General features: G+C 43.8%; 19 protein-coding genes. 11 read left to right on the top strand and 8 right to left on the bottom strand.

Annotated elements, in window-relative coordinates; genetic code table 11:
- Positions 1-67: 67 nt before the first annotated feature.
- From OCU48_RS12815 to OCU48_RS12800, 4 genes are all read left to right on the top strand, one after another.
- Positions 68-1,621 carry an ABC transporter substrate-binding protein gene (locus OCU48_RS12815; RefSeq protein WP_141345555.1) on the top strand — a complete coding sequence of 518 codons (1,554 nt, stop codon included), beginning with the start codon at positions 68-70 and terminating at the stop codon, positions 1,619-1,621.
- A 177-nt stretch (positions 1,622-1,798) separates the two neighbouring features.
- Positions 1,799-2,776 (top strand): ABC transporter permease, encoded by a 978-nt coding sequence (locus tag OCU48_RS12810; protein ID WP_141345556.1) that lies wholly within the window; start codon positions 1,799-1,801, stop codon positions 2,774-2,776.
- 2 nt (positions 2,777-2,778) lie between these two features.
- Positions 2,779-3,717 (top strand): ABC transporter permease, encoded by a 939-nt coding sequence (locus tag OCU48_RS12805; protein WP_141271685.1) that lies wholly within the window; start codon positions 2,779-2,781, stop codon positions 3,715-3,717.
- Between the two features lie 173 nt (positions 3,718-3,890).
- Complete coding sequence (locus tag OCU48_RS12800) at positions 3,891-4,304, top strand: hypothetical protein (protein ID WP_141345557.1); 414 nt, start codon at positions 3,891-3,893, stop codon at positions 4,302-4,304.
- A gap of 47 nt (positions 4,305-4,351) precedes the next feature.
- Here the strand turns inward: OCU48_RS12800 and gorA are convergent, their stop codons facing one another.
- Both gorA and OCU48_RS12790 read right to left on the bottom strand, forming a co-directional pair.
- A complete protein-coding gene (gene gorA / locus OCU48_RS12795) occupies positions 4,352-5,707 on the bottom strand; it encodes a glutathione-disulfide reductase (RefSeq protein ID WP_141345558.1) in 1,356 nt (451 codons plus the stop codon).
- A gap of 47 nt (positions 5,708-5,754) precedes the next feature.
- Positions 5,755-6,594, bottom strand: a complete 840-nt coding sequence (locus OCU48_RS12790) for a 23S rRNA (adenine(2030)-N(6))-methyltransferase RlmJ (protein WP_141345559.1) — start codon at positions 6,592-6,594, stop codon at positions 5,755-5,757.
- Between the two features lie 116 nt (positions 6,595-6,710).
- On the opposite strand from OCU48_RS12790, the gene prlC reads away from it, so the two are divergent.
- Entirely contained in the window at positions 6,711-8,753 is a 2,043-nt protein-coding gene (gene prlC, locus OCU48_RS12785; RefSeq protein WP_141345560.1) for an oligopeptidase A, read from the top strand.
- Between the two features lie 45 nt (positions 8,754-8,798).
- On the opposite strand, the gene asnC is transcribed toward prlC, so the two are convergent.
- Entirely contained in the window at positions 8,799-9,260 is a 462-nt protein-coding gene (asnC, locus tag OCU48_RS12780) for a transcriptional regulator AsnC (RefSeq protein ID WP_141345561.1), read from the bottom strand.
- 88 nt (positions 9,261-9,348) lie between these two features.
- On the opposite strand from asnC, the gene OCU48_RS12775 reads away from it, so the two are divergent.
- Together OCU48_RS12775 and OCU48_RS12770 are read left to right on the top strand one after the other, a co-directional pair.
- A complete protein-coding gene (locus OCU48_RS12775) occupies positions 9,349-10,131 on the top strand; it encodes a class I SAM-dependent methyltransferase (RefSeq protein WP_371859104.1) in 783 nt (260 codons plus the stop codon).
- 94 nt (positions 10,132-10,225) lie between these two features.
- Entirely contained in the window at positions 10,226-10,777 is a 552-nt protein-coding gene (locus OCU48_RS12770; RefSeq protein ID WP_244312301.1) for a hypothetical protein, read from the top strand.
- Between the two features lie 19 nt (positions 10,778-10,796).
- Here the strand turns inward: OCU48_RS12770 and OCU48_RS12765 are convergent, their stop codons facing one another.
- The gene (locus OCU48_RS12765) at positions 10,797-11,222 is read right to left on the bottom strand and encodes a universal stress protein (protein WP_141345563.1); all 426 of its coding nucleotides are present in this window, start codon (positions 11,220-11,222) and stop codon (positions 10,797-10,799) included.
- A 214-nt stretch (positions 11,223-11,436) separates the two neighbouring features.
- Here OCU48_RS12765 and ftnA point away from each other — a divergent pair, with 214 nt between their 5' ends.
- From ftnA to OCU48_RS12750, 3 genes are all read left to right on the top strand, one after another.
- A complete protein-coding gene (gene ftnA / locus OCU48_RS12760; protein WP_141345564.1) occupies positions 11,437-11,964 on the top strand; it encodes a non-heme ferritin in 528 nt (175 codons plus the stop codon).
- 77 nt (positions 11,965-12,041) lie between these two features.
- Positions 12,042-12,365: a universal stress protein UspB gene (gene uspB, locus OCU48_RS12755; protein ID WP_141345565.1), complete on the top strand. Its 324-nt coding sequence runs from the start codon at positions 12,042-12,044 to the stop codon at positions 12,363-12,365.
- A 109-nt stretch (positions 12,366-12,474) separates the two neighbouring features.
- Positions 12,475-13,662: a BaiN/RdsA family NAD(P)/FAD-dependent oxidoreductase gene (locus OCU48_RS12750; RefSeq protein ID WP_141345566.1), complete on the top strand. Its 1,188-nt coding sequence runs from the start codon at positions 12,475-12,477 to the stop codon at positions 13,660-13,662.
- Between the two features lie 29 nt (positions 13,663-13,691).
- Here OCU48_RS12750 and OCU48_RS12745 read toward each other — a convergent pair whose 3' ends face one another.
- Positions 13,692-14,030, bottom strand: a complete 339-nt coding sequence (locus OCU48_RS12745) for a hypothetical protein (protein ID WP_141345567.1) — start codon at positions 14,028-14,030, stop codon at positions 13,692-13,694.
- Between the two features lie 225 nt (positions 14,031-14,255).
- Between OCU48_RS12745 and OCU48_RS12740 the strand changes: the two genes are divergently transcribed.
- Positions 14,256-15,026, top strand: a complete 771-nt coding sequence (locus OCU48_RS12740; RefSeq protein WP_141345568.1) for an ABC transporter substrate-binding protein — start codon at positions 14,256-14,258, stop codon at positions 15,024-15,026.
- A 69-nt stretch (positions 15,027-15,095) separates the two neighbouring features.
- Here the strand turns inward: OCU48_RS12740 and OCU48_RS12735 are convergent, their stop codons facing one another.
- From OCU48_RS12735 to OCU48_RS12725, 3 genes are all read right to left on the bottom strand, one after another.
- The gene (locus tag OCU48_RS12735) at positions 15,096-18,536 is read right to left on the bottom strand and encodes a hypothetical protein (protein WP_141345569.1); all 3,441 of its coding nucleotides are present in this window, start codon (positions 18,534-18,536) and stop codon (positions 15,096-15,098) included.
- A gap of 105 nt (positions 18,537-18,641) precedes the next feature.
- Entirely contained in the window at positions 18,642-19,646 is a 1,005-nt protein-coding gene (locus OCU48_RS12730; RefSeq protein ID WP_141345570.1) for a LacI family DNA-binding transcriptional regulator, read from the bottom strand.
- Between the two features lie 45 nt (positions 19,647-19,691).
- Positions 19,692-20,675 carry an ABC transporter ATP-binding protein gene (locus OCU48_RS12725; RefSeq protein WP_141345571.1) on the bottom strand — a complete coding sequence of 328 codons (984 nt, stop codon included), beginning with the start codon at positions 20,673-20,675 and terminating at the stop codon, positions 19,692-19,694.
- Positions 20,676-20,681: the final 6 nt, after the last annotated feature.

Here is a 20,681-nt window from a genome sequence, read left to right as displayed (position 1 = left end):
TAAGCTCACTGAGCAAAATACACAGCAAACACAATAGGGATTCCATCCCGCATGAAGGAGATATGCAATGAAAACCATTAAGACCAAACTGGCTGTAGCACTTGCAGCTGCTGGCCTTGCATTTGGCGCTGCCGCTGCCGATATCAAAGTTGCTTACGATGCTGATCCAGTATCACTAGATCCACAAGAGCAACTTTCAGGTGGTACGCTTCAACTTTCTCACATGATTTTTGACCCATTGGTACGTTATAAGCAGGATCTGTCGTTTGAACCTCGCTTGGCAACTAAGTGGGAGCGCGTAGATGACACAACAATGCGTTTTTCTCTACGTGAAGGCGTTAAATTCCACTCTGGCAACATGCTGACAGCAGACGATGTAGTTTGGACTTTTGACCGTTTGAAAGATTCTCCAGACTTTAAAGCAATCTTCGCACCATTTGAGAAAGTGGTTAAAGTTGACGATTACACATTTGATCTTGTATCCAAAGGCGCTTTCCCGCTAGTTCTACAAACAGCGACCTACATTTTCCCAATGGATAGCAAGTTTTACTCAGGTAAAACTGAAGACGGCAAAGACAAGTCTGAGATTGTGAAGCACGGTAACTCTTTTGCTTCTACTAATGTATCAGGTACGGGGCCTTTCATCGTAACTGCTCGTGAGCAAGGTGTTAAGGTCGACTTTAAGCGCTTTGACGGTTACTGGGATACAGAATCAAAAGGCAATGTTGAAAATCTAACGCTAGTGCCAATCAAAGAAGATGCAACTCGTGTTGCTGCTCTACTTTCTGGTGGCGTTGACATGATTGCTCCTGTTTCGCCAAACGATCACAATCGTGTTGAATCTGCAAAAGATATCGATCTAGTGACTCTTCCTGGTACGCGTCTAATTTCATTGCAGTTGAACCAAGAGAGCAACCCAGCACTGAAAGACGTTCGTGTTCGTCAAGCTATCGTATACGCAATCAACAATGATGGTATTGCTAAGAAGATCATGAAAGGCTTTGCAACAACTGCTGGCCAGCAAGGTCCTGAAGGTTACGCGGGTTATGACGCAGACCTTAAACCTCGTTACGATCTGAAGAAAGCGAAAGAGCTAATGAAAGAAGCGGGTTACGAAGATGGCTTCTCTCTAACGATGATCGCACCAAACAACCGCTACGTGAACGATGCGAAAATTGCTCAAGCTGCGGCTGCAATGCTAGCTAAAATTGGCATTCGTGTTGACCTGAAGACAATGCCTAAGGCGCAATACTGGCCTGAGTTTGATAAGTGTGCAGCAGACATGCTAATGATTGGCTGGCACGCAGATACTGAAGATTCAGCGAACTTCTCTGAATTCCTAACCATGACTCGTAACGAAGAGACAGGTAAAGGTCAGTACAACTGTGGTCACTACTCGAACCCTGAAGTGGATAAGCTAGTTGAAGCATCTAATGTAGAAACAGATCCAGCGAAGCGTGCACAAATGCTACAACAAGTAGAGAAGACTCTTTACGATGACGCTGCTTTCGTTCCTCTACATTGGCAGAACCTAGCGTGGGGCGCAAAGTCTAACGTTGAGATCAAACCAATCGTAAACGCAATGAACTTCCCTTACTTTGGCGACCTAGTTGTTAAGTAAGAAGTAGCAATACGAATAAAGGCACTCATTTGAAATAATCGGTGTGCCTCTGTTGCTTACATGCAACGCTTTTAAAAGCGCAGTAATGCGGTTTTCGGTGCCTGGCCTTGTTTCAGTCGGGTCAGGTACCATTTTTAAGGCTGAAAAGTTGATAGATTGGAAGAAAGGGGCAAAGGAATGTTTTCGTTTCTAGTCAAGCGCCTATATCAGGCACTGGTAGTGATGTTTGTGATCAGTTTGGTGGCGTTTGCTATCCAAGATAATCTTGGTGATCCCTTACGTGAATTAGTCGGTCAATCGGTATCTGAAGCGGAGCGTCAAGCACTGCGTGATGATCTTGGTTTGAACGACCCGTTTGTAACTAAATATACTCGTTTTATCACTGCAGCAGTGCAGGGGGATTTGGGTACTTCATATTTCTTTAAGCGTCCGGCTGTGGACGTTATCTTGGATAAGCTGGTTGCGACTTTAGAGCTCGTATTCGGTGCCACATTAATTATTATTGTGCTGTCGATTCCGCTTGGCGTTTATTCTGCTATAAATCCTAAAAGTTTCTTTACCAAGGTCATCATGGCGATGAGCTCGGTTGGTATTTCTATACCTGTATTCCTAACGGCAATCATGCTGATGTATGTCTTCTCCATAACCTTAGGTTGGCTACCCTCCTACGGACGAGGAGAAACAGCAAATATACTTGGATGGGAATCTGGCTTCTTTACTAAAGATGGCCTGCAGCACTTGATTCTGCCATGTGTCTCACTGGCTTCTATCATGCTTCCACTATTCATTCGTCTAGTGCGCTCTGAAATGCTTGAAGTGCTTAGCTCGGAATACATTAAATTTGGTAAGGCAAAAGGCCTACCGCTGAAGAAAATTCATTATCAACACGCACTAAAAAATACCCTTTTACCGGTATTAACAGTAGGTGGTGTACAGATTGGTACCATGGTGGCATACACCATTTTGACTGAGACAGTATTCCAGTGGCCAGGTACAGGATTCCTCTTCCTTGAGGCAATCAACCGTGTAGATACACCGTTAATCACCGCTTACGTTATCTTCGTGGGCTTAATTTTCGTGGTAACTAACACTATCGTTGACCTTCTGTATGGCATCATCAACCCAACTGTGAACATTACCGGTAAAGGAGCATAATCATGGAACAGACAACTCAAGCTCCGGGCCGTTGGGAGCGCTTTAAAAACTCGGACATCGTTTATTATTTCTTACGTGACAAAGTGGCTATGTTTAGTGCTTTCGTCTTCGCATGCTTCTTGGTTTCGGCACTGGCAGCACCGATTATTGCGCCGTCAGATCCTTATGACTTGATGTCTATTGATATCATGGATGCAGAACTTCCTCCTTCGTGGATGGAGGGTGGTGAGTCCAACTTTGTATTGGGTACTGATGAGCAAGGCCGTGATATTTTCTCAACTATCTTATATGGCTCTCGACTGTCACTGACTATTGGTTTCCTAGCGGTAGGTTTACAGTTGATTTTGGGTATCGTCATTGGTCTTTCAGCAGGTTACTTCGGTGGTCGTATTGATAGCTTCTTGATGCGCTTTGCTGACATTCAACTTTCGTTCTCAACCATGATGGTAGCCATCATTGTTTCTGCCATATTTAAGGCAAGCTTTGGTAGTGCCTTCTATAGCGAATATGCAGTTGTCATGCTGGTTGTCATCATCGGTGTGGCTGAATGGCCACAGTATGCGCGTACCATTCGTGCATCGGTACTGGCAGAGAAGAAGAAAGAATACGTAGAAGCGGCACGTGTGATGGGCTTTAAAGCGCCTCGCATCATGTTCCGTCACATTCTTCCTAACTGTCTGTCGCCTATTTTGGTTATCTCAACAGTACAGATTGCTAATGCAATCATGTCTGAGGCGGCGCTGTCGTTCCTAGGTTTAGGTCTACCGGTTGACCAACCCTCTTTGGGCGCATTGATCAGTACTGGTTTTAACTACATTTTCTCGGGTGCATGGTGGATTACAGCCTTCCCAGGTATCGTTCTAGTTACATTGGTATTGGTTATCAACCTGCTAGGTGACTGGTTACGTGATGTATTTAACCCGAAATTGTACAAGGGTTAACTAACCTAGTTTCAAGAAAGTCTCAAACGCCTGATGTGAAATATATCAGGCGTTTTTTATTGCCTCAGAACAATGCAATAAGCAACAGATTGCTAATTGTTGGCGAATAACCCAACACTCAACTAATCTTTCGAAGTGATTGTTCTTAGTATAATTAGAGGGTTATAAGCAAAATGAAGCTAATAAAGTTGCCCCTAGTCCTTTCGATATTTATTTGGTTATTCGCTTCCGTCAATGCGCAAGCTGACAATTTCTTATGTTCGGCGACTCAGGAGTCTTATGATAAACCTGCATTACTAGGGGAGGAGTGCCCGATAGGGAAATCTTTGTTGGGAAAATCCCAACCTCAATATGAAAGATCGACGTTTTGGATTCAATGTGGTTTTTTTCCTGTGGAGTTGACCATAGAACAGGTAAATCAGATTTACCCCAATGTGTCTGCTTCAATATGGAATAAATCCGAGCCTAGAGGCCGTCGTTGCTTGGTTGGGCCATATGACGATTTTCAGCAGGTTAACCTTGAGGTTACGCAACTTCGGACCATCCAAGGCTTTGAAAAATCCTTTATTAGAGAAGTAGAGAAATAAAAAAGGATGGCAAAAGCCATCCTTTATAAAAGTTATTGTGACTGCGATTAACGCATTGTCACGAACTCCTCAGAGCCAGTTGGGTGGATAGCGACTACAGAATCGAAATCTGCTTTAGTGGCGCCCATCTTCATAGCGACAGCGAAGCCTTGAATCATCTCATCAACGGTGAAACCAATGCCGTGTAGACCAACAACTTTTTCGTTGTCACCCGCACAGACTAGTTTCATCTTACATGGTTGGCGGTGCTTGGTTACTGCTGTGTACATAGCGGTAAAACCTGAGGTATAAACCTTCACATTGTCTTCGCCGTACTGCTCTATAGCTTCTTGCGTAGTCAGGCCGATGGTACCAATTGGTGGGTGACTGAAGACTACGGTTGGAACTAGGTCGTAATCCATTTTCGCGTCGGTCTTGTTGTTAAATAGACGCTCAGATAGTTGGCGCCCTGCTTTAACCGCTACAGGAGTTAGCTCAATACCGCCTTCCATGATGTCGCCAACACAGTAGATGCCTTTAACATTGGTTTGTTGGTATTCATCAACCTTGATGTAACCACGGTTGTTGATTGCAACGCCGGTATTACTCAGATTGATAGCATCTGTCGCTGGGTGGCGACCAATTGCCCAGATTAGCTCGTCCACATTGTGGGTGTTGCCGTTCTCTAGGTGTAAGGTTAGGCTGCCGTCCGCTTCTTTTACCACTTCTTTTGGTACAGAGTGAGTATGTAGCGTTGGGCCTTCTGCGGCCATTACCTCGGTAAGCGTTTCGATGATCATAGGATCGAAACTACGTAGAGGAGACTCTTTGCGTACAAACAGATCTGTTTGCGTGCCAAGAGCGCTCAGCACGCCTGCGATCTCAACGGCAATATAGCCTGCGCCAACTACGGCAACGCGCTTCGGTTGTGCTTCTAGGTCGAAGAAACCATTAGAGTCGATGCCATGCTCAGCACCTGGGATGTTAGGGATAGTTGGACGACCACCCACCGCAATTAGGATGTGATCAGCAGTGTACTGCTCGCCATCAACTTCAACTGTTTTTTCGTCAACGAACTTTGCAAAGCCCTTGATAACATTAATTTTGTTGTTACCTAGAACACGGTCATATGACTGATGGATACGACCAATGTACGCTTGACGATTTTCTACAAGCTTTGACCACTGAAAGTCTTTCAGGTCTACATCAAAGCCGTAGTCTTCTGCGTAAAGGTTTATGGCTTCAGCAACTTGTGCGCCATGCCACATTACTTTCTTTGGGACACAGCCAACGTTTACACAGGTGCCACCAAGGTCTTTTGCTTCGATAAGAGCGACCTTTGCGCCGTACATAGCAGCGCGGTTTGCCGATGCAATACCGCCACTACCACCACCAATACAGATGTAGTCAAAATGAGTTGCCATTGAGTTCTCCAAAATCCTTGTAGTCTTTTTAGTTATATTGGGTGAATTTATTCGGGTACAACCCATTCAACCTTAAAATGTCCTGTTGCGGGTGCGATCGCTTGTTTCAATACAGGCAAGATGGCCTGCATCTGACTTTCCAGTTTCCAAGGTGGGTTGATAACGATCATACCTGACGCTGTCATACCTCTTTCGTTGGTATCTGGCGACACACCCATTTCGATTTGTAATATTTTGCGAATGCCAAGACCTTGTAAGCCTTTCAACATATCGTCGATATCGTAGCGATTGACTACAGGGTACCAGATTGCGTAAGTACCTGTTGCCCAACGCTTATAACTTTGTGCGATAGCTTGTACAACATCGCGATATTCTTTTGCGAGCTCATACGGAGGGTCAATAAGCACTAATCCACGGCGCTCTTTTGGCGGCAGACTTCCCTTTAAGCGAGCGAAGCCATCTTCTTTAAAAATCTTAACTTGGCGGTCGCGGTGGAATTCTTGCTCTAGTAAGGGAAAATCGCTTGGATGCAACTCCGTCAACACCATACGATCACCGCGGCGAAGTTGAGCTCGAGCAACACGCGGAGAGCCGGGGTAGTATCTTAGTTCATCACCTTCATTGAGAGTGCGAATTGAATCAAGGTAGCTCTCTAGCTCATCAGGTAAATTGGCTTGCTGCCAAAGCTTGGCGATGCCTTGTTTGTATTCGCCTGTTTTTTCTGACCATTCATGGGTCAGATCGTAACGGCCTACACCTGAATGAGTGTCGTGATAGACAAAAGGCTTGTCTTTCTGCTTTAAGGCGTCAAGTATAAGACTTTGTACAATGTGTTTAACCACATCTGCATGATTTCCAGCATGAAAACTGTGACGGTAGCTGAGCAAGGTGACTCCCCAAGTGAGTATGTGATGGGACTAATCCACATTATACTCGACTATTGAAATTTGCATAAGTCGTCACTATGTAAACTCTTATAAGACGAAAATAAAAGGGACCCTCTATGTCTAACCCGCTTCTCAATATTACCGATTTACCGCATTTCTCCGAGATTAAGCCAGAGCATGTAAAACCTGCTGTGGAAAAGGCAATTGCGGATTGCCGACACAAGGTAGACGAAGTGCTTAAAGATAACGACAACCCAACATGGGAAAACGTCTGCCTGCCATTGGACGAGGTAGACTCAGTTCTTTCACGCCTTTGGTCACCAGTGAGTCATTTAAACTCAGTAGCCAACAGTGAGGAGCTTCGTGAGGCTTATGAGAGCTGCTTACCGCTTTTATCTGAATACGGCACATGGCTAGGTCAGCACAAGGGGCTTTATGAGGCTTACAAAGCGATAAAAACAGACTCAAGCTTTGAGGGACTAAGTCAAGCTAAGAAGAAAACCATTAAAGACGCATTGCGCGATTTTGAATTGTCGGGCATAGGTCTTCCTGCTGATGAACAGCATCGCTATGGTGAGATAAGTAAGCGTCTGTCTGAACTAGGCTCTAAATTTTCTAACAATGTACTTGATGCCACTATGGGGTGGAGTAAGCACATTGAAGACGTGAGCGAGCTTGCTGGTATGCCAGAATCGGCACTAGAAGCAGCAAAAGCAGCGGCACAAGCAAAAGAGCTTGAAGGCTACTTACTTACACTAGATATTCCTTCTTATGTTCCAGTCTTAACTTACTGCGACAATCAAGAACTGCGCAGGGAAATGTACGAGTCATACAATACTCGAGCATCAGATCGTGGACCTAACGCAGGTAAGTGGGACAACACTGAAATCATTGCTGAGCAACTAAAACTGCGCCACGAGATCGCTCGTATGCTCGGTTTCTCGACCTATAGTGAACGTTCGCTTGCCACTAAAATGGCAGAGACGACCGATCAGGTACTTGGCTTCTTGAATGACCTTGCTAGCAAGGCTAAACCTCAAGGTGAAAAAGAAGTCGAAGAACTGCGTCAGTTTGCCGAAAAAGAATTTGGTGTCACTGAGCTTAATCTTTGGGATATCGCTTACTACAGTGAAAAACAAAAGCAAAACCTGTTCAGTATTTCAGACGAAGACCTGCGCCCTTACTTCCCAGAAGATAAAGTGGTCTCAGGCCTATTTGAAGTACTAGATCGTGTGTTTGGAATGCAAGTTAAAGAACGACAAGGTGTTGATGTTTGGCACGAATCAGTGCGCTTCTTTGATATTCTGACCAAAGAGGGGGATCTGCGTGGTAGCTTCTACCTAGATCTATATGCTCGTGAGCATAAGCGTGGTGGTGCTTGGATGGATGAGTGTCGCGTGCGCCGCACTACATCATCAGGCGAATTGGAAACTCCGGTTGCCTACCTTACTTGTAACTTTAACAAGCCTATAGGTGATAAACCTGCGCTGTTTACTCATAACGAAGTAACTACCCTATTTCATGAGTTTGGCCACGGTATTCACCACATGCTCACTCAGATTGATATTTCTTCTGTATCTGGCATTAATGGCGTGCCATGGGATGCAGTTGAGTTGCCAAGTCAGTTCTTAGAGAACTGGTGTTGGGAAGAAGAGGCGTTGTCATTTATCTCGGGTCACTATGAAACGGGTGAGCCTCTGCCAAAAGAAATGCTGGATAAGATGCTAGCGGCGAAGAATTTCCAATCGGCGATGTTTATTTTGCGTCAACTAGAGTTTGGGTTGTTTGATTTTACTCTACACACAGAGTTTGATCCTGATGTTGGTGCGCGAGTGCTTGAAACCTTAGCTGAGGTTAAGCAAAAGGTCGCGGTATTACCAAGCTTAGAATGGAACCGTTTCTCGCATGCATTTAGCCATATCTTTGCCGGTGGATACAGTGCGGGCTATTACAGCTATTTGTGGGCTGAAGTGTTGTCTGCGGATGCGTACTCTCGCTTTGAAGACGAAGGCATCTTCAATAAAGAAACAGGACAAAGCTTCCTGAACAACATCCTAGAGATGGGAGGCAGTGAGGAACCTATGGAGCTATTTAAACGCTTCCGTGGTCGTGAACCTCAAATTGATGCTTTGCTACGACATGCGGGTATTGAGGCTTAATTTCCTCTAACTTTCTAAAAGCCATCTCAAATTGAGGTGGCTTTTTTATGGGTTCACGTTGCGGTTGATTGGGTTTTGTAGCGAGATAAGGGTTTCCGTAGATTGCACCTCATCGATGGCCTGCAATTTATTGATCAGGACATGCTGCAGTTCTTCAATTGAGCGGCACATTAGTTTAACGAAGATGCTGTAGGCGCCAGTGGTGTAATAGGCTTCGACGACTTCATCAAGGGCATTGAGCTTCTCTAGTGCGGAATGGTAATCCTTGGCGGCATTCAAGTTGATGCCGATAAAACAACATACGTCATAGCCAAGCTTTTTGGTATTGACGATCACCTCTGTGCCTTCAATGACCTCTGCGGCTTTCATCTTTTCAATTCGAACATGAATAGTGGCAGGGCTAACATTAAATCGCTTACCCATCTCTGCATAGGGAGTGCGTGCGTCCTCCATCAAAGTTTTTAGAATATCTTTATCAAGTTGGTCGAGCATGGGGCTTTGGTTCATTGGGGTTCCTTAAGAGACACAGATAACAAGAATGCGGTAAACTAACGGATATCACAATCAGGTCGATAGACCCCTAAACTTTAGAGAGATGACGTTGCAGATTCAACTTCTAGCGCAGTCCGAAGATAAACAATTACAGATCCTAGCATTGGCGGAGCGCTGGGGCTTGCAACATGATCCTGATAGCCAGTTTGCCTTGCAGCTGGGTGAGCGTCTAGAACTAAAAAAGCTGGATGAGCCAAAGTTGGGGTCAATCTTTGTAGACTTCGCTGGTGGCGCTGTAGCGCATCGTCGTAAATTTGGCGGTGGTAAAGGGCAATCTATTGCAAAAGCTGCAGGTCTTAATAAGGGCACGACACCGTGTGTACTTGATGCGACTGCTGGACTTGGTCGTGATGCCTTTGTGCTGGCTTCTCTAGGTTGTAAGGTGCAGATGATAGAGCGCAACCCTGTGGTCGCAGCTCTGCTTGATGATGGTCTATCTCGAGCAAAGCTTGACCTTGAAATTGGCGGTTGGGTCAGTGAACGCATGTCGCTCTTGCATGCTTCGAGTTTAGATGCATTGTCCCAGTTAGCTGAAGACAATGCCTTTCAACGTCCCGATGTCATTTATCTTGATCCTATGTACCCGCATCCGGAAAATAAGAAAAAAAGCGCGCAAATCAAAAAAGAGATGCGAGTGTTTCAGACATTAGTAGGTCCCGATCAAGATGCTGATGGTCTCCTTGAACCTGCATTGGAGCTTGCCACTAAGCGCGTGATTGTGAAAAGGCCTGATTACGCTAACTGGCTAAATGAAAAGAAACCGAGCATGGCTATCGAAACCAAGAAGAATCGTTTTGATGTTTATGTCCTGTCTTCAATGACTTAGTTAAAAGGTCAAAAATAAATAGTTGAATTACTGTCATTAAATCGCTATATGTAAGTAATAATCATTATTAATTGCATTTGAGTGATGAGGTTTTATGACTAAGAAGATGTGCAAGTTTAATCGCAGAACGATAGAGGGCAGCTTAGGTGCGATCTATTCTATTGTGGCTGAACCAAAATTTGTGTGTCGCTCTTGTGCTCGCGTAGCGGGTAGTGCAGAAAACCTGTGTAAGCCTAGCCCGATTCCTCCTCAAGCCTGTCGTAATAAGCTTTCAGGGCCTATTTTAGAGCCAGCCATCGATGATTGTGTGTTGCTAGCTGAAGCCAAAGCAACCAACACAATTACAGAAATTTCATCGGCTAAAAATAAATCTGAAAAGAAAACATCGAACAAACCATTAATCGAAGTCGCAGAGAACGTTGAGAAAAATACAACTGAAGATGAAGGCGTGCAGTATCAATTGAGTGATAAGCAGCTTAAGAAGCAGCGTAAAATGCTGAAGAAGCAGGAAAAAATGCACAAGAAGCTGAACAAGATCCTACGCAAAGAGAAAAAACTTACCAAGAAGAGAAGTAAGCTAGATGCCCACCTTAATGAGGTTGTAGAGGCTACCTCTATTCGCATAGCCTCAAATCATCTTCACTAATTCTAAAGCCATTCAAGAACTAATCTTGCAGTGGTACGACCAATAGGTCGATAGGCATGTCATGAATCATGTGGCGAGTGTTGGAAAGCAACTTACCCCAAAAGTCATGATGGTGCCCACAGACAACCAAATCAAATCCTCTTTCTTTTATCGCATCTGAGAGTTCTTCTACTAGATCACCACGTCCTACGAGTGTGTTACTCACTGGATAATCAAGTTTGTCACTCAAGTCTTGCAGTTTTTGAGTGGAAAGCTTTGTAGTTGCGGTCTGGCTATCAACCAAGTTAACTTCGATCAGTCCGGTGTAGACTTCACTATAGTTAACGTCGATATGAATAAAAGAAAGCTCAGCATTAAGAGCTTTGGCAAGTTTGACTGCTCGATTGGCTAAGTATTCACTATGATCCCCTAAGTCTAGGGCAACAACGATATGTTTATAGCTCATGATAGGCTCCTTATTTAAGCAATAGAAAAATATATCCTTAATTTTATTCTAGCAGGGCGAAGCATAATTTTTGCTGAAGTGATCTTAAGTTGAAGTATTCGACTAACAAAAGAAAGAGAATTTTGATTTAGGGCAAAGTCTGTTAATTTAGACATTATCGCCACGTGGTACATTGGCTGAATGACATTAGAGCTATTAAGAAGAGGAACGTCTTATGCTGTCGCAACAGATGGTTGAAAATTTAAACGCACAAATAAACCTAGAATTTTTCTCATCCAATCTATACTTACAAATGAGTGCTTGGTGTGAAGACAAAGGTTTCGAGGGTGCAGCAGAGTTTATGCGCAAACATGCCACCGAAGAAATGGAACATATGCAACGCTTATTTACTTATGTGAGTGAGACTGGAGCTATGCCAATTCTAGGTGCTATAGATGCGCCAAAGCATGAGTTTGCAAGCCTTGGGGAAGTATTTCGCGAGACCTATGAGCATGAGTGTATGATCACTGAAAAGATCAATAAGCTTGCTCATGTGGCTTTTACAAGCCAAGACTACTCAACGTTCAATTTCTTGCAGTGGTATGTGGCAGAGCAACACGAAGAAGAGAAATTGTTTAAAGGGATTTTAGACAAGCTAGAGTTGGTTGGTGAAAACGGTCAAGCACTGTTCTTCATTGATAAAGACCTAGCGATGATGGCTAAAGAAGGTTCAACCTCTATCATGGATGTGGCAACTGAGTAACTTATCCGTACTCATTTAAACAACTGATTCACACTGGTTGTCTTGCCATTTCCTAGAGAGTGTAGGGAGGAATAGAGATGATCAGTGGGGATTTGATTATTTTTGCACTAATGATCGTAACAGCGGTCAATAGTATGCGTTACATCAGTACATTAAGGGCACTTATCTTTGTGATGCGTGAAGCGCACCCTTTACTCTATCAACAAGTCGATGGCCGAGGGTTCTTCACTACTCAAGGTAATGTCGTCAAGCAGTTCAGACTTTTCCATTATCTCAAGAGCAAAGAATATTCACAGCATCATGATCCTGTGTTCGTCGGCAAGTGCGACAAGGTTAGAGAGCTCTTTATTCTGAGCTGCGCACTGCTTTTTGTCACCTTAGTGGCAGCTTTCAGCGTGTAATTATTAATCTTGTTTGTATCTCTAGCCTGCATCTGGGTAGAATGTGCGCCTTTGTAAGGGTATGCGGTTTTCGCATGCCCTTTTTGTATGACCTCCCGAGATGTAGAAAATGAGTGAACACTTTGATGTCGTGATTATTGGTGCTGGTGCTGCAGGCTTGATGTGTGCCGCTGAAGCTGGCAAGCGAGCTAGGCGAGTGCTAGTAGTCGATCACGCTAAAAAACCAGGGCGTAAGATTCTCATTTCAGGTGGTGGTCGTTGCAACTTTAGCAACTACGATGTTTCGCCTTCCAATTTCCTCTGTAGTAATCCACATTTCGTGAAATCGGCATTGTCGCAATACACTAATTGGGATTTCATCTCTATGGTGAGTAAGCATGGAATTGAGTTTGAAGAGCGTGACCATGGGCAATTGTTTTGTGTAGATTCAGCTAAGCAAATTGTAAAGATGCTACTTGATGAGTGTGATTCACAGTATGTACAGTTTCAATATCAGGTAGCGATTAGTAATATCGAGAAAACAGAATCAGGGTACACACTCCTTGCCAATGGGAAACCGATCAGCTGCGAATCATTAGTCGTTGCTACTGGTGGCTTATCAATGCCTAAACTTGGGGCAACACCATTTGGTTATCAGATTGCCGAACAATTTGGTTTGGATGTGATCCCAACGACTGCTGGCTTAGTGCCATTTACGTTGCACAAGCAAGACAAACTAGATTTCAGTGAACTCTCTGGAATTGCCATTCCTGCTGAGATTACCGCAGAAGATGGCACTGTATTCAAAGAAGCATTATTGTTTACTCATAGAGGGCTCTCTGGTCCATCAGTACTGCAAATCTCATCGTATTGGCGTGCAGGGCAAAAAGTAACCGTCAATTTAGTGCCGGAGGCTGATATTGCTGAGCTATTGGTGCAGAATCGAGAGAAACATCCAAACCAGTCGCTGAAAAACACCCTATCTAAGGTGCTGCCTAAGCGCTTAATTGAAGTATTGATTGAGCGTAAGCACCTAGTAGATAAACCTCTGAAGCAATTGAATCACAAAGAGTACGATGAAGTGGTTGATGCACTAGAAGGCTGGCAGATTGTTCCCAATGGCACTGAAGGTTATCGAACAGCGGAAGTTACTTTAGGTGGCGTAGACACCAATCATCTTTCGTCTAAAACCATGGAGTGTAAAACACACTCGGGTTTGTATTTCATTGGCGAGGTTATGGATGTGACCGGATGGCTTGGGGGCTTTAACTTCTGTTGGTGCTGGAGTTCTGGTTACGTTGCGGGACAGAATGTTTAATTACCTATAAACCGTTCTAGCAGGCCTACTTAGTAGGCCAATTCTTGATAACGCATTTGTGCTTTCTGTACTCTTAACCTTCTTTGCTCAACATGCAGCTTAAGTTCGTTAAGGGCAACACGATTCGCGTTTTTCTGTGCTGGGTTAAGACGCTCAAAGTCTGCGGATTTTTGCATATATTCAGCGTGTAGTCTTTGATAGCTGCGTTGTGCATTACGAGCTTCATCAGCCCAGTGATTGGTCTCTTTGAGGTATGAATTGATCTCTCGAGTTGCTTTATCTTCAACGACCGCAGGCTTTTTTAGTGCTAAACGAACGGCTAGACTCATACTTGATACAGCCAACATTGAATACATAAAAAACATCATAGCCAAATACCTCCAACAACCATTTCATGCGCGGACGTGCATTCTGCCACTGCTTAAAAAATAAGCAATGATTTTGTGGTGCAATCTTACATTTCATTTTTATGCGCTTTTGGCATATGAAAAAGGTTCTTAGATTAAGTCTTTGATCCTCCTGATAGATCACATAAGAAAGCGCTTTCCTTTGCAATAATTAAACAAAATAACAATTATTGTTTGGAAACCGAAATGGTCAGTTTTTGGAATGGAAATAAGTCACCTTCTCGACAGGAGCATGAGTTTGAGGTGCTGAAACTTGCTTTAGGCACCGCTAAAGTCACTAATGACTTAACGGATTACCCAGATGCTAAAGATGAAGGCAATATCTTCAATTTAGGCGCTGATGCTCTAGTGACCGTAGCGGGTAATACTAAGTTTGAGCAGCACGCCTTTTTATCCGTTGGCCAACCATTATGTATGGGGCTACTTGGGCATCGAATCTTGATTATTCGTCGTCAAGATGTCGTCACATTCTCGGATATTACTGAAGAAAACTTAAAAGCTTTGAAGGCAGGAATTCCCGCGACTTGGGCTGATGCTGATTTATTTCGTAGTAATGGCTATCAAGTCTTTGAACAAGGTTCTTTAGATACTATCTTTGCTGATCTGCAATTGGGCCTTTGCGATTATGTCGCACTTGGAGCTAATGAGGTACAGGCGATTTATCATGAATTTGCTGAGCAATTTGAAGGGTTAGTTATCGAGTCATCGATGATGCTCTACTATCCATTCCCTTTGGTTTTTTATGTGCATCCGCAGAAAGAGCAGCTTGCTACTGAGATAAAAAATGGTTTGGAACTAAGCCGGAATAATGGTGCTTTGAGAGTATTGTTTGATAAGCATTATGGTCAGGTGGTTACTGATATGAACCTACGGTCTCGCCGGCAGTTAGAGCTTAATAATCCTTTGTTACCAAAAGTTTTTTCTGGCTTTAGTTCAGAGTTAATCTCAAGCAAATAAGCTATTGGAACATAGTAAACAAAAAGGCCTCAGCATTTTGCTGAGGCCTTTGTTTTTCTAAGCTGTTTGTTAGCTACGCAGAGCTGATTGAGCGACAGTACAACGTACCTGGGCGACCTTTCCTGAGCGAGTAAATAGCTCTTGGCACACTTCGGCTGTTAGACCATTGTTTGGCATTGCGACTACCGAGCCATCTTCATAGTGCACTTCAACAAAAGTTTCACTCTCAGATGCGACTTGGTACACAAATGGTACTTGGCAGTAGGTAAATGCCAGTTGACCCACTGTTAGAGGGATCTCTTGTGTTTTGCCTGTAATATCAAGGTAGCTAAAGGTAACCGCCTCATTCAATAATTCACTGCTCTTAAGTAGTGAAGGGTTTATTTGAATTGCCCCCTCGTTTACTTGAATACCAAGCTCTACAAAGCGAGTAATGATTTCTTCTTTTACCTGCCCAGTCATACCCGGTTGCTGCGCACCTGCTTGTTTAGGTGTATGCGAGTATGGGTCAGTAGGGAAGGCACCATAATTACTTGCCGTCTTGTTAAAACCAATACCTTCACGAACGCGATAGTAGTAATCGGCAAGGGCTTTAGTCACTTCGCTATCGGCATCTTGCTCTAAGGCTACTAAGTAGTTCTCTTGAACCGCCAACAGTAATTTGGACACCATGTGCCAATAGATACAACCTAAGCCTTCATAACCGAACATAGTACCAGAGCGACCAGTAAAGGCTTTATGGTTGAAGACTTGCTCGTAAAGAGCATTGATCTCTTGCCATTGTGCTTCTGTAGCTTCTGGGTAGTCACCCTTTATGCTGTCAATTGCGGCATTTAAGTAGTCACGATTTTCAAAATTCGCATTGAAGTGGAAATGGTCGGTCGCGCTTTGTTGAACAAGGCGCTTATCACCTTTTTCTACCATGGAGTTCAGAAGACTAGAGCCTGCAATTTGCTGCTTGGTGACTTGGTTTTTCTCCATGAATGGTGTCAAGTCACGATCAGGATAAAGCATAAAGCTCTTTTGGTCCTGACGATACATCTCGCTAGCGTAAAGCTTGTCTAATAACTGCTTAACTTCTTGAGGATCAAGTAAACCAGAGCTCAACACCGCTACCTGACCTTCTAGCATCGGATACAGCTCTTCTACTGTCACGCTGTCTTTTGCGTACGAGATAATGTTGTATGCGTTGTATAAGCCATCTTCACGAAGGTTGTTGCGAATGCTCTTATCTAGAACTGTTAAGCTCACGTTCAATAGCTTACTTATCTCTGCGGTATCTACAGTTTCTTTGCTACCAAAACTGCCTGTAGGATACGCAGTATTGCGATAATCTGCGGCGGCTTGCGCAAGTGAAACCAAGACATCGTATCTTAGTTTAGGAGTCACCTCACCTGTGGTGATAGACACTTCAGCGTCCGCCAAAATAGCCTCAATTGCTACCATCCAATCACGTACTTGAGTCGATAATTGTGTGTACTGAGGTGCTTCAGAAAGCATCTGCTGCATGAAAGAAACATAGCGACGCATGTAGTAAAGCGTAACCATAGATAAGCCATTACCAACGATAGCGTTGTTAGCATCGTTCCATTCTGGACGTTGCGTGTTTAGCCAGATACCACCATCAAGCACTAGGTTACTCAGCTTAGAAAGCAGAGGCACCAAGATTTTTTCTAGTAAATTAACCATGTAAACAGAGTTATCACTGTTTAGAACTAGTTTGCCATCACTGCCTAGCTCTGCAACCTTACCTTCGATAAGAGATTGTTTTTCATCGTTAAAATTAACAGTGTCTTTTGGGTTGGCAAACAATCCATCCACATCGCAAATTTCATAAGGCACGTTGGCGTAGCTGTACGTTTCTGTATTCAGTAGGGCAATTAGCTCATCATGTTCAAACTTATCGGCTAACTCTAAGAATTTCAGTAAGTAGATGATCTGATGGTCACCCCAGTAACCGATGTTGCTCCACTCATCTTCTGGATCAAGAAGCTCCCAATCAATGCCATCTTTAGTAATGCGGTAAGGGTTGAAGCCATCAACCGTTGATGCGTTAACAAACTTAGCAATGAATGATTTGATAAAACCAGGGTAGCTGAGTGCCATTGCTTCCCAGTTTTGGAAGATGTCACGCCAGTTGCCTTGATAGGAGAGTAGGCGATCGCCATGCTCGTCTTTTAGTTTGATTTCGTAGTGGTTCCAAGGACGACTTGGGTCACCATGGCGACGACCAAATGTCAGTGGCAGGTACTCATACGCAAGGCGAACAAGTTGCTGGTCGTCTGTTTGTTTAGCTAAAGAGACTAGCTCTGTATGAGTAAAGCTATCAGCAAGCTCAGCAAAGAAGCTTTGATGTTTTGCTACTACTGTTTGGTTGGCGTTACGCATAGTCTTCACGACGTCTGCTTTATCTAAGGTGTAGTTGTTTTCAACTACGCCACCACGCATGTTATTGAACAGTACGTTAGCATAGTGGTGAACAGCAGTGTTTTCTTCTGCTGTTAACTGCCATGCATCGGCGCCAGACATCAAAGATATCAATTCTTTTTGATTGTCTTCGATGCTAGAAAGCACTTGTTTACGGATGTCATTAGGTACTGCAATTTGAGAGTTCAATGCAGTAATGTCGCTATGGCTCTTGTCGATGTCTGCGGCAATAATCCAAGAATTTTTCTGATTGCTTTCTAGTTTAATGGTTTTATGAATCAGGTAGCTACCACGCTGTCCCTTAGTCAGGGTCTCGTCCTGAATAGGCAGTCCTTTTCTGAATGCTGTTATTTGTGAGCTGGTCAGTAGGATTTGGCTAGTGTCGTCATCAAGGCTGAATACGGTAGTTGCAAGTAGAGATTCGGCAGGATCTGCACGGTCACTGAGTTTGGCATACATGGTATACAGCGCTAAAGGAGAGCCTTGTTGACGCTCGTTCCATTTGTAAGCATCAACTAAAGCACTTCTTGTTTGCAAAGCACCCAGAGGAGCCCCAGGTGGCAATAGATTTTGTAGACCATCAAGCACTTCAATCTCGCGGTTATCCCCAGAGAGATCGGTTAATTGTGATTCACGGATAAAGCCAAATTGCTCACTGGTGTTCCAGCTGTATTGGAATTTCAGCTTCAAAGAGTGGTTAATCTCTTCGAAGATAATTTTGTCGCCAATGCTGTTTTTGTAGAGATTGCGCTCTACCTGATATAGGCCATCATGGAAGGCATTGAACGGTTCCCAAAGTGAAACACCTGAACTGGTTTTTACTTTGAAGATCGATTTTGCACCGGTGTTTTCGGCGCTTTCATGGATATAGTCTACCGACTTGTAAGGGAACAATGCGTTTTCTGGGCGGATGCGACCTGCAGAAAGACTGCCTGTAGAAGAGATGAACAACCAATGATCACTTGCAGAAACAACGCTGATAAAAAATGGGTTCATATGATCGACATTGGATATCTTGTAGTAGCGTTCGCCATCAAGGTTGACGAACTTTCCATCCACGTCTTGTAGAGTAATGTGTTCCATGTTGCAGGCCCTTTTAGGATTTTTTGAAAGCGCTTTCTTTTCTGCGCTATTATTTTTATATCGCTATATCTGAAGCATAAGCTTCAGATATAGACCCTTTATTCATTAAATGATTGAGTGCACAGAGTTGCGCTTCACCAGTTCAGGGTTGAAGCGCTTTTTCACAGGTAGCTTGCTTCCATTGAGCTGATTTAACAGCATATTGGTTGCATTGATGCCAATATCTCGAATGGGATAGTTTACTGTGGTTAGTGTTGGTCGAATGTAGCGGCAGTAGATGCTGTTATCAAAACCTATGACGGAGATGTCTTTGCCAACAACAAGATTTCTTAGATCGCACTCGTCGTAGACGGTCATTGCGATGTTGTCATTCTGGCACAGTACGGCAGTAAGCTGAGGATGCTCATCAAGCATTTGTTTTGCTAGTTGACTATTTAGCTCGCTCTCTGTTTCATAAGTACCATGATAGACATAGTCTACATTGGCTTCTATGCCGGCTTCTTTAATGGCTTTATGATATCCATCTAAACGATCCCTACAGTCCATTTTATCCATATCACCAGTGATAATACCGATGTGGCGATGACCTCGCTCGATAAGATGTTTAGATGCAATATAACCACCTAGCTCATTGTCGATATAAAAGCACTGCTCTGATATCTCTTCAATGTGCCTATTGACTACCACCAATGGACGGTCTTGTTTGGCCAACTTGATTAGGTCTTCATCTTCTAGCTTGTCTGCATGGACGATAAGCCCATCGACGCGTCTAGAATCTAGAAAGTGTAAAGATTCAGCTTCAACTTTTTTATCCATGTGTCCGCATGTAGCGATCAAATGCAGGTTGGCATCACGGGTCTTTTTTTCTACTTCTTTCATCAAGTTGCCAAAGAAGGAGCCCTCTAAGGCTCCCACTAGAACACCAATACTATTAGAACGATTAGAAGCCAAAGCCTTTGCAATGGAGTTAGGCTGAAAGCCTAATTCGTTGATTGCTTTATAAACTTTATCTTTGTTCGCCTCTTTTACTGTACTGTGGTTATTCAAAACACGGGATACCGTGGCTTGAGACACTTTTGCAAGTTCGGCAACTTCTTTTATCGTAATCATGTTCTAATCTTATCAGCCTCAGAGTAGAAATTATGTCTGTCTGAATTATTCGTAATTGTGGCAGCGGATAAAGTGATCATCTGCCAGTTGTCTAATTGCAGGGAATGACTTTTCACATTGCTCGCTCGCTTTAGGACAACGAGGCGCAAAAGGGCATCCTATGCTACTTGGCTTCCAAAGAGGGATTTCACCCTTCTTCGCGTCCAACTCGCGTCGTCCGCCTCGACCAGGCTCTGGTACCGCAGACAATAGTAGCTGCGTATACGGATGCTGAGGTGTTTGTGTCACTTTGTCACTATTACCCCATTCAACCATGTGCCCTACATACATTACCGCAGTTTTCTCAGCAAAGTAGCGAGCAGTGGCAATATCGTGAGTGATGTACATAAACGAGATGCCGTGCTTGTCTTTTAGGTCCGACATTAAGTTCAAGATACCTAAGCGAACAGACACGTCCAGCATTGAGATAGGCTCATCCGCTAAGATAACCTCTGGGTCAACTGCGATAGCACGAGCAATAGCAACACGCTGGCGTTGACCACCACTTAGTTCATGTGGGAATTTCTCCGCCGTTTCGATGACTGGAGATAGACCTACTAGCTCAAGCAGTTGATATACCAAAGTATCAATGTTTTCTTTGCCTACACGATTGTGGATCTGCAATGGGCGAGCAATGTGATGGTAGATTGAATGTACTGGATTTAAAGAACCAAATGGGTCTTGGAAGATCATTTGCACCTGACGAGCATACTCTAGGCTGCCATTTTCTTTAATGTACTCATCAATTGGCTGACCCTTAAACTCAATGTCACCACCAGTGGCTTCATAGATACGAGTCAGAACGCGAGCGCCAGTACTTTTACCTGAGCCAGATTCACCAACAATAGCCAGAGCTTCACCTTTGCGTAGGTCAAATGACACGTCATTTACCGCACGCATGTAAGCATCTTTTTTCTTGCTGCTTCCGATAGGAAAGTCTTTGATTAGGTTCTTAATCGAAAGAATTACTTCAGGGGTATTAGTTTGCATAGTTTT

The sequence above is a fragment of the Vibrio inusitatus genome (genome assembly GCA_024346935.1).
GTDB classification, from domain to species: domain Bacteria; phylum Pseudomonadota; class Gammaproteobacteria; order Enterobacterales; family Vibrionaceae; genus Vibrio; species Vibrio inusitatus.
The sequence above is the reverse complement of the archived record's forward strand: the minus strand, read 5'-3'. Positions and strand labels throughout refer to the sequence as shown.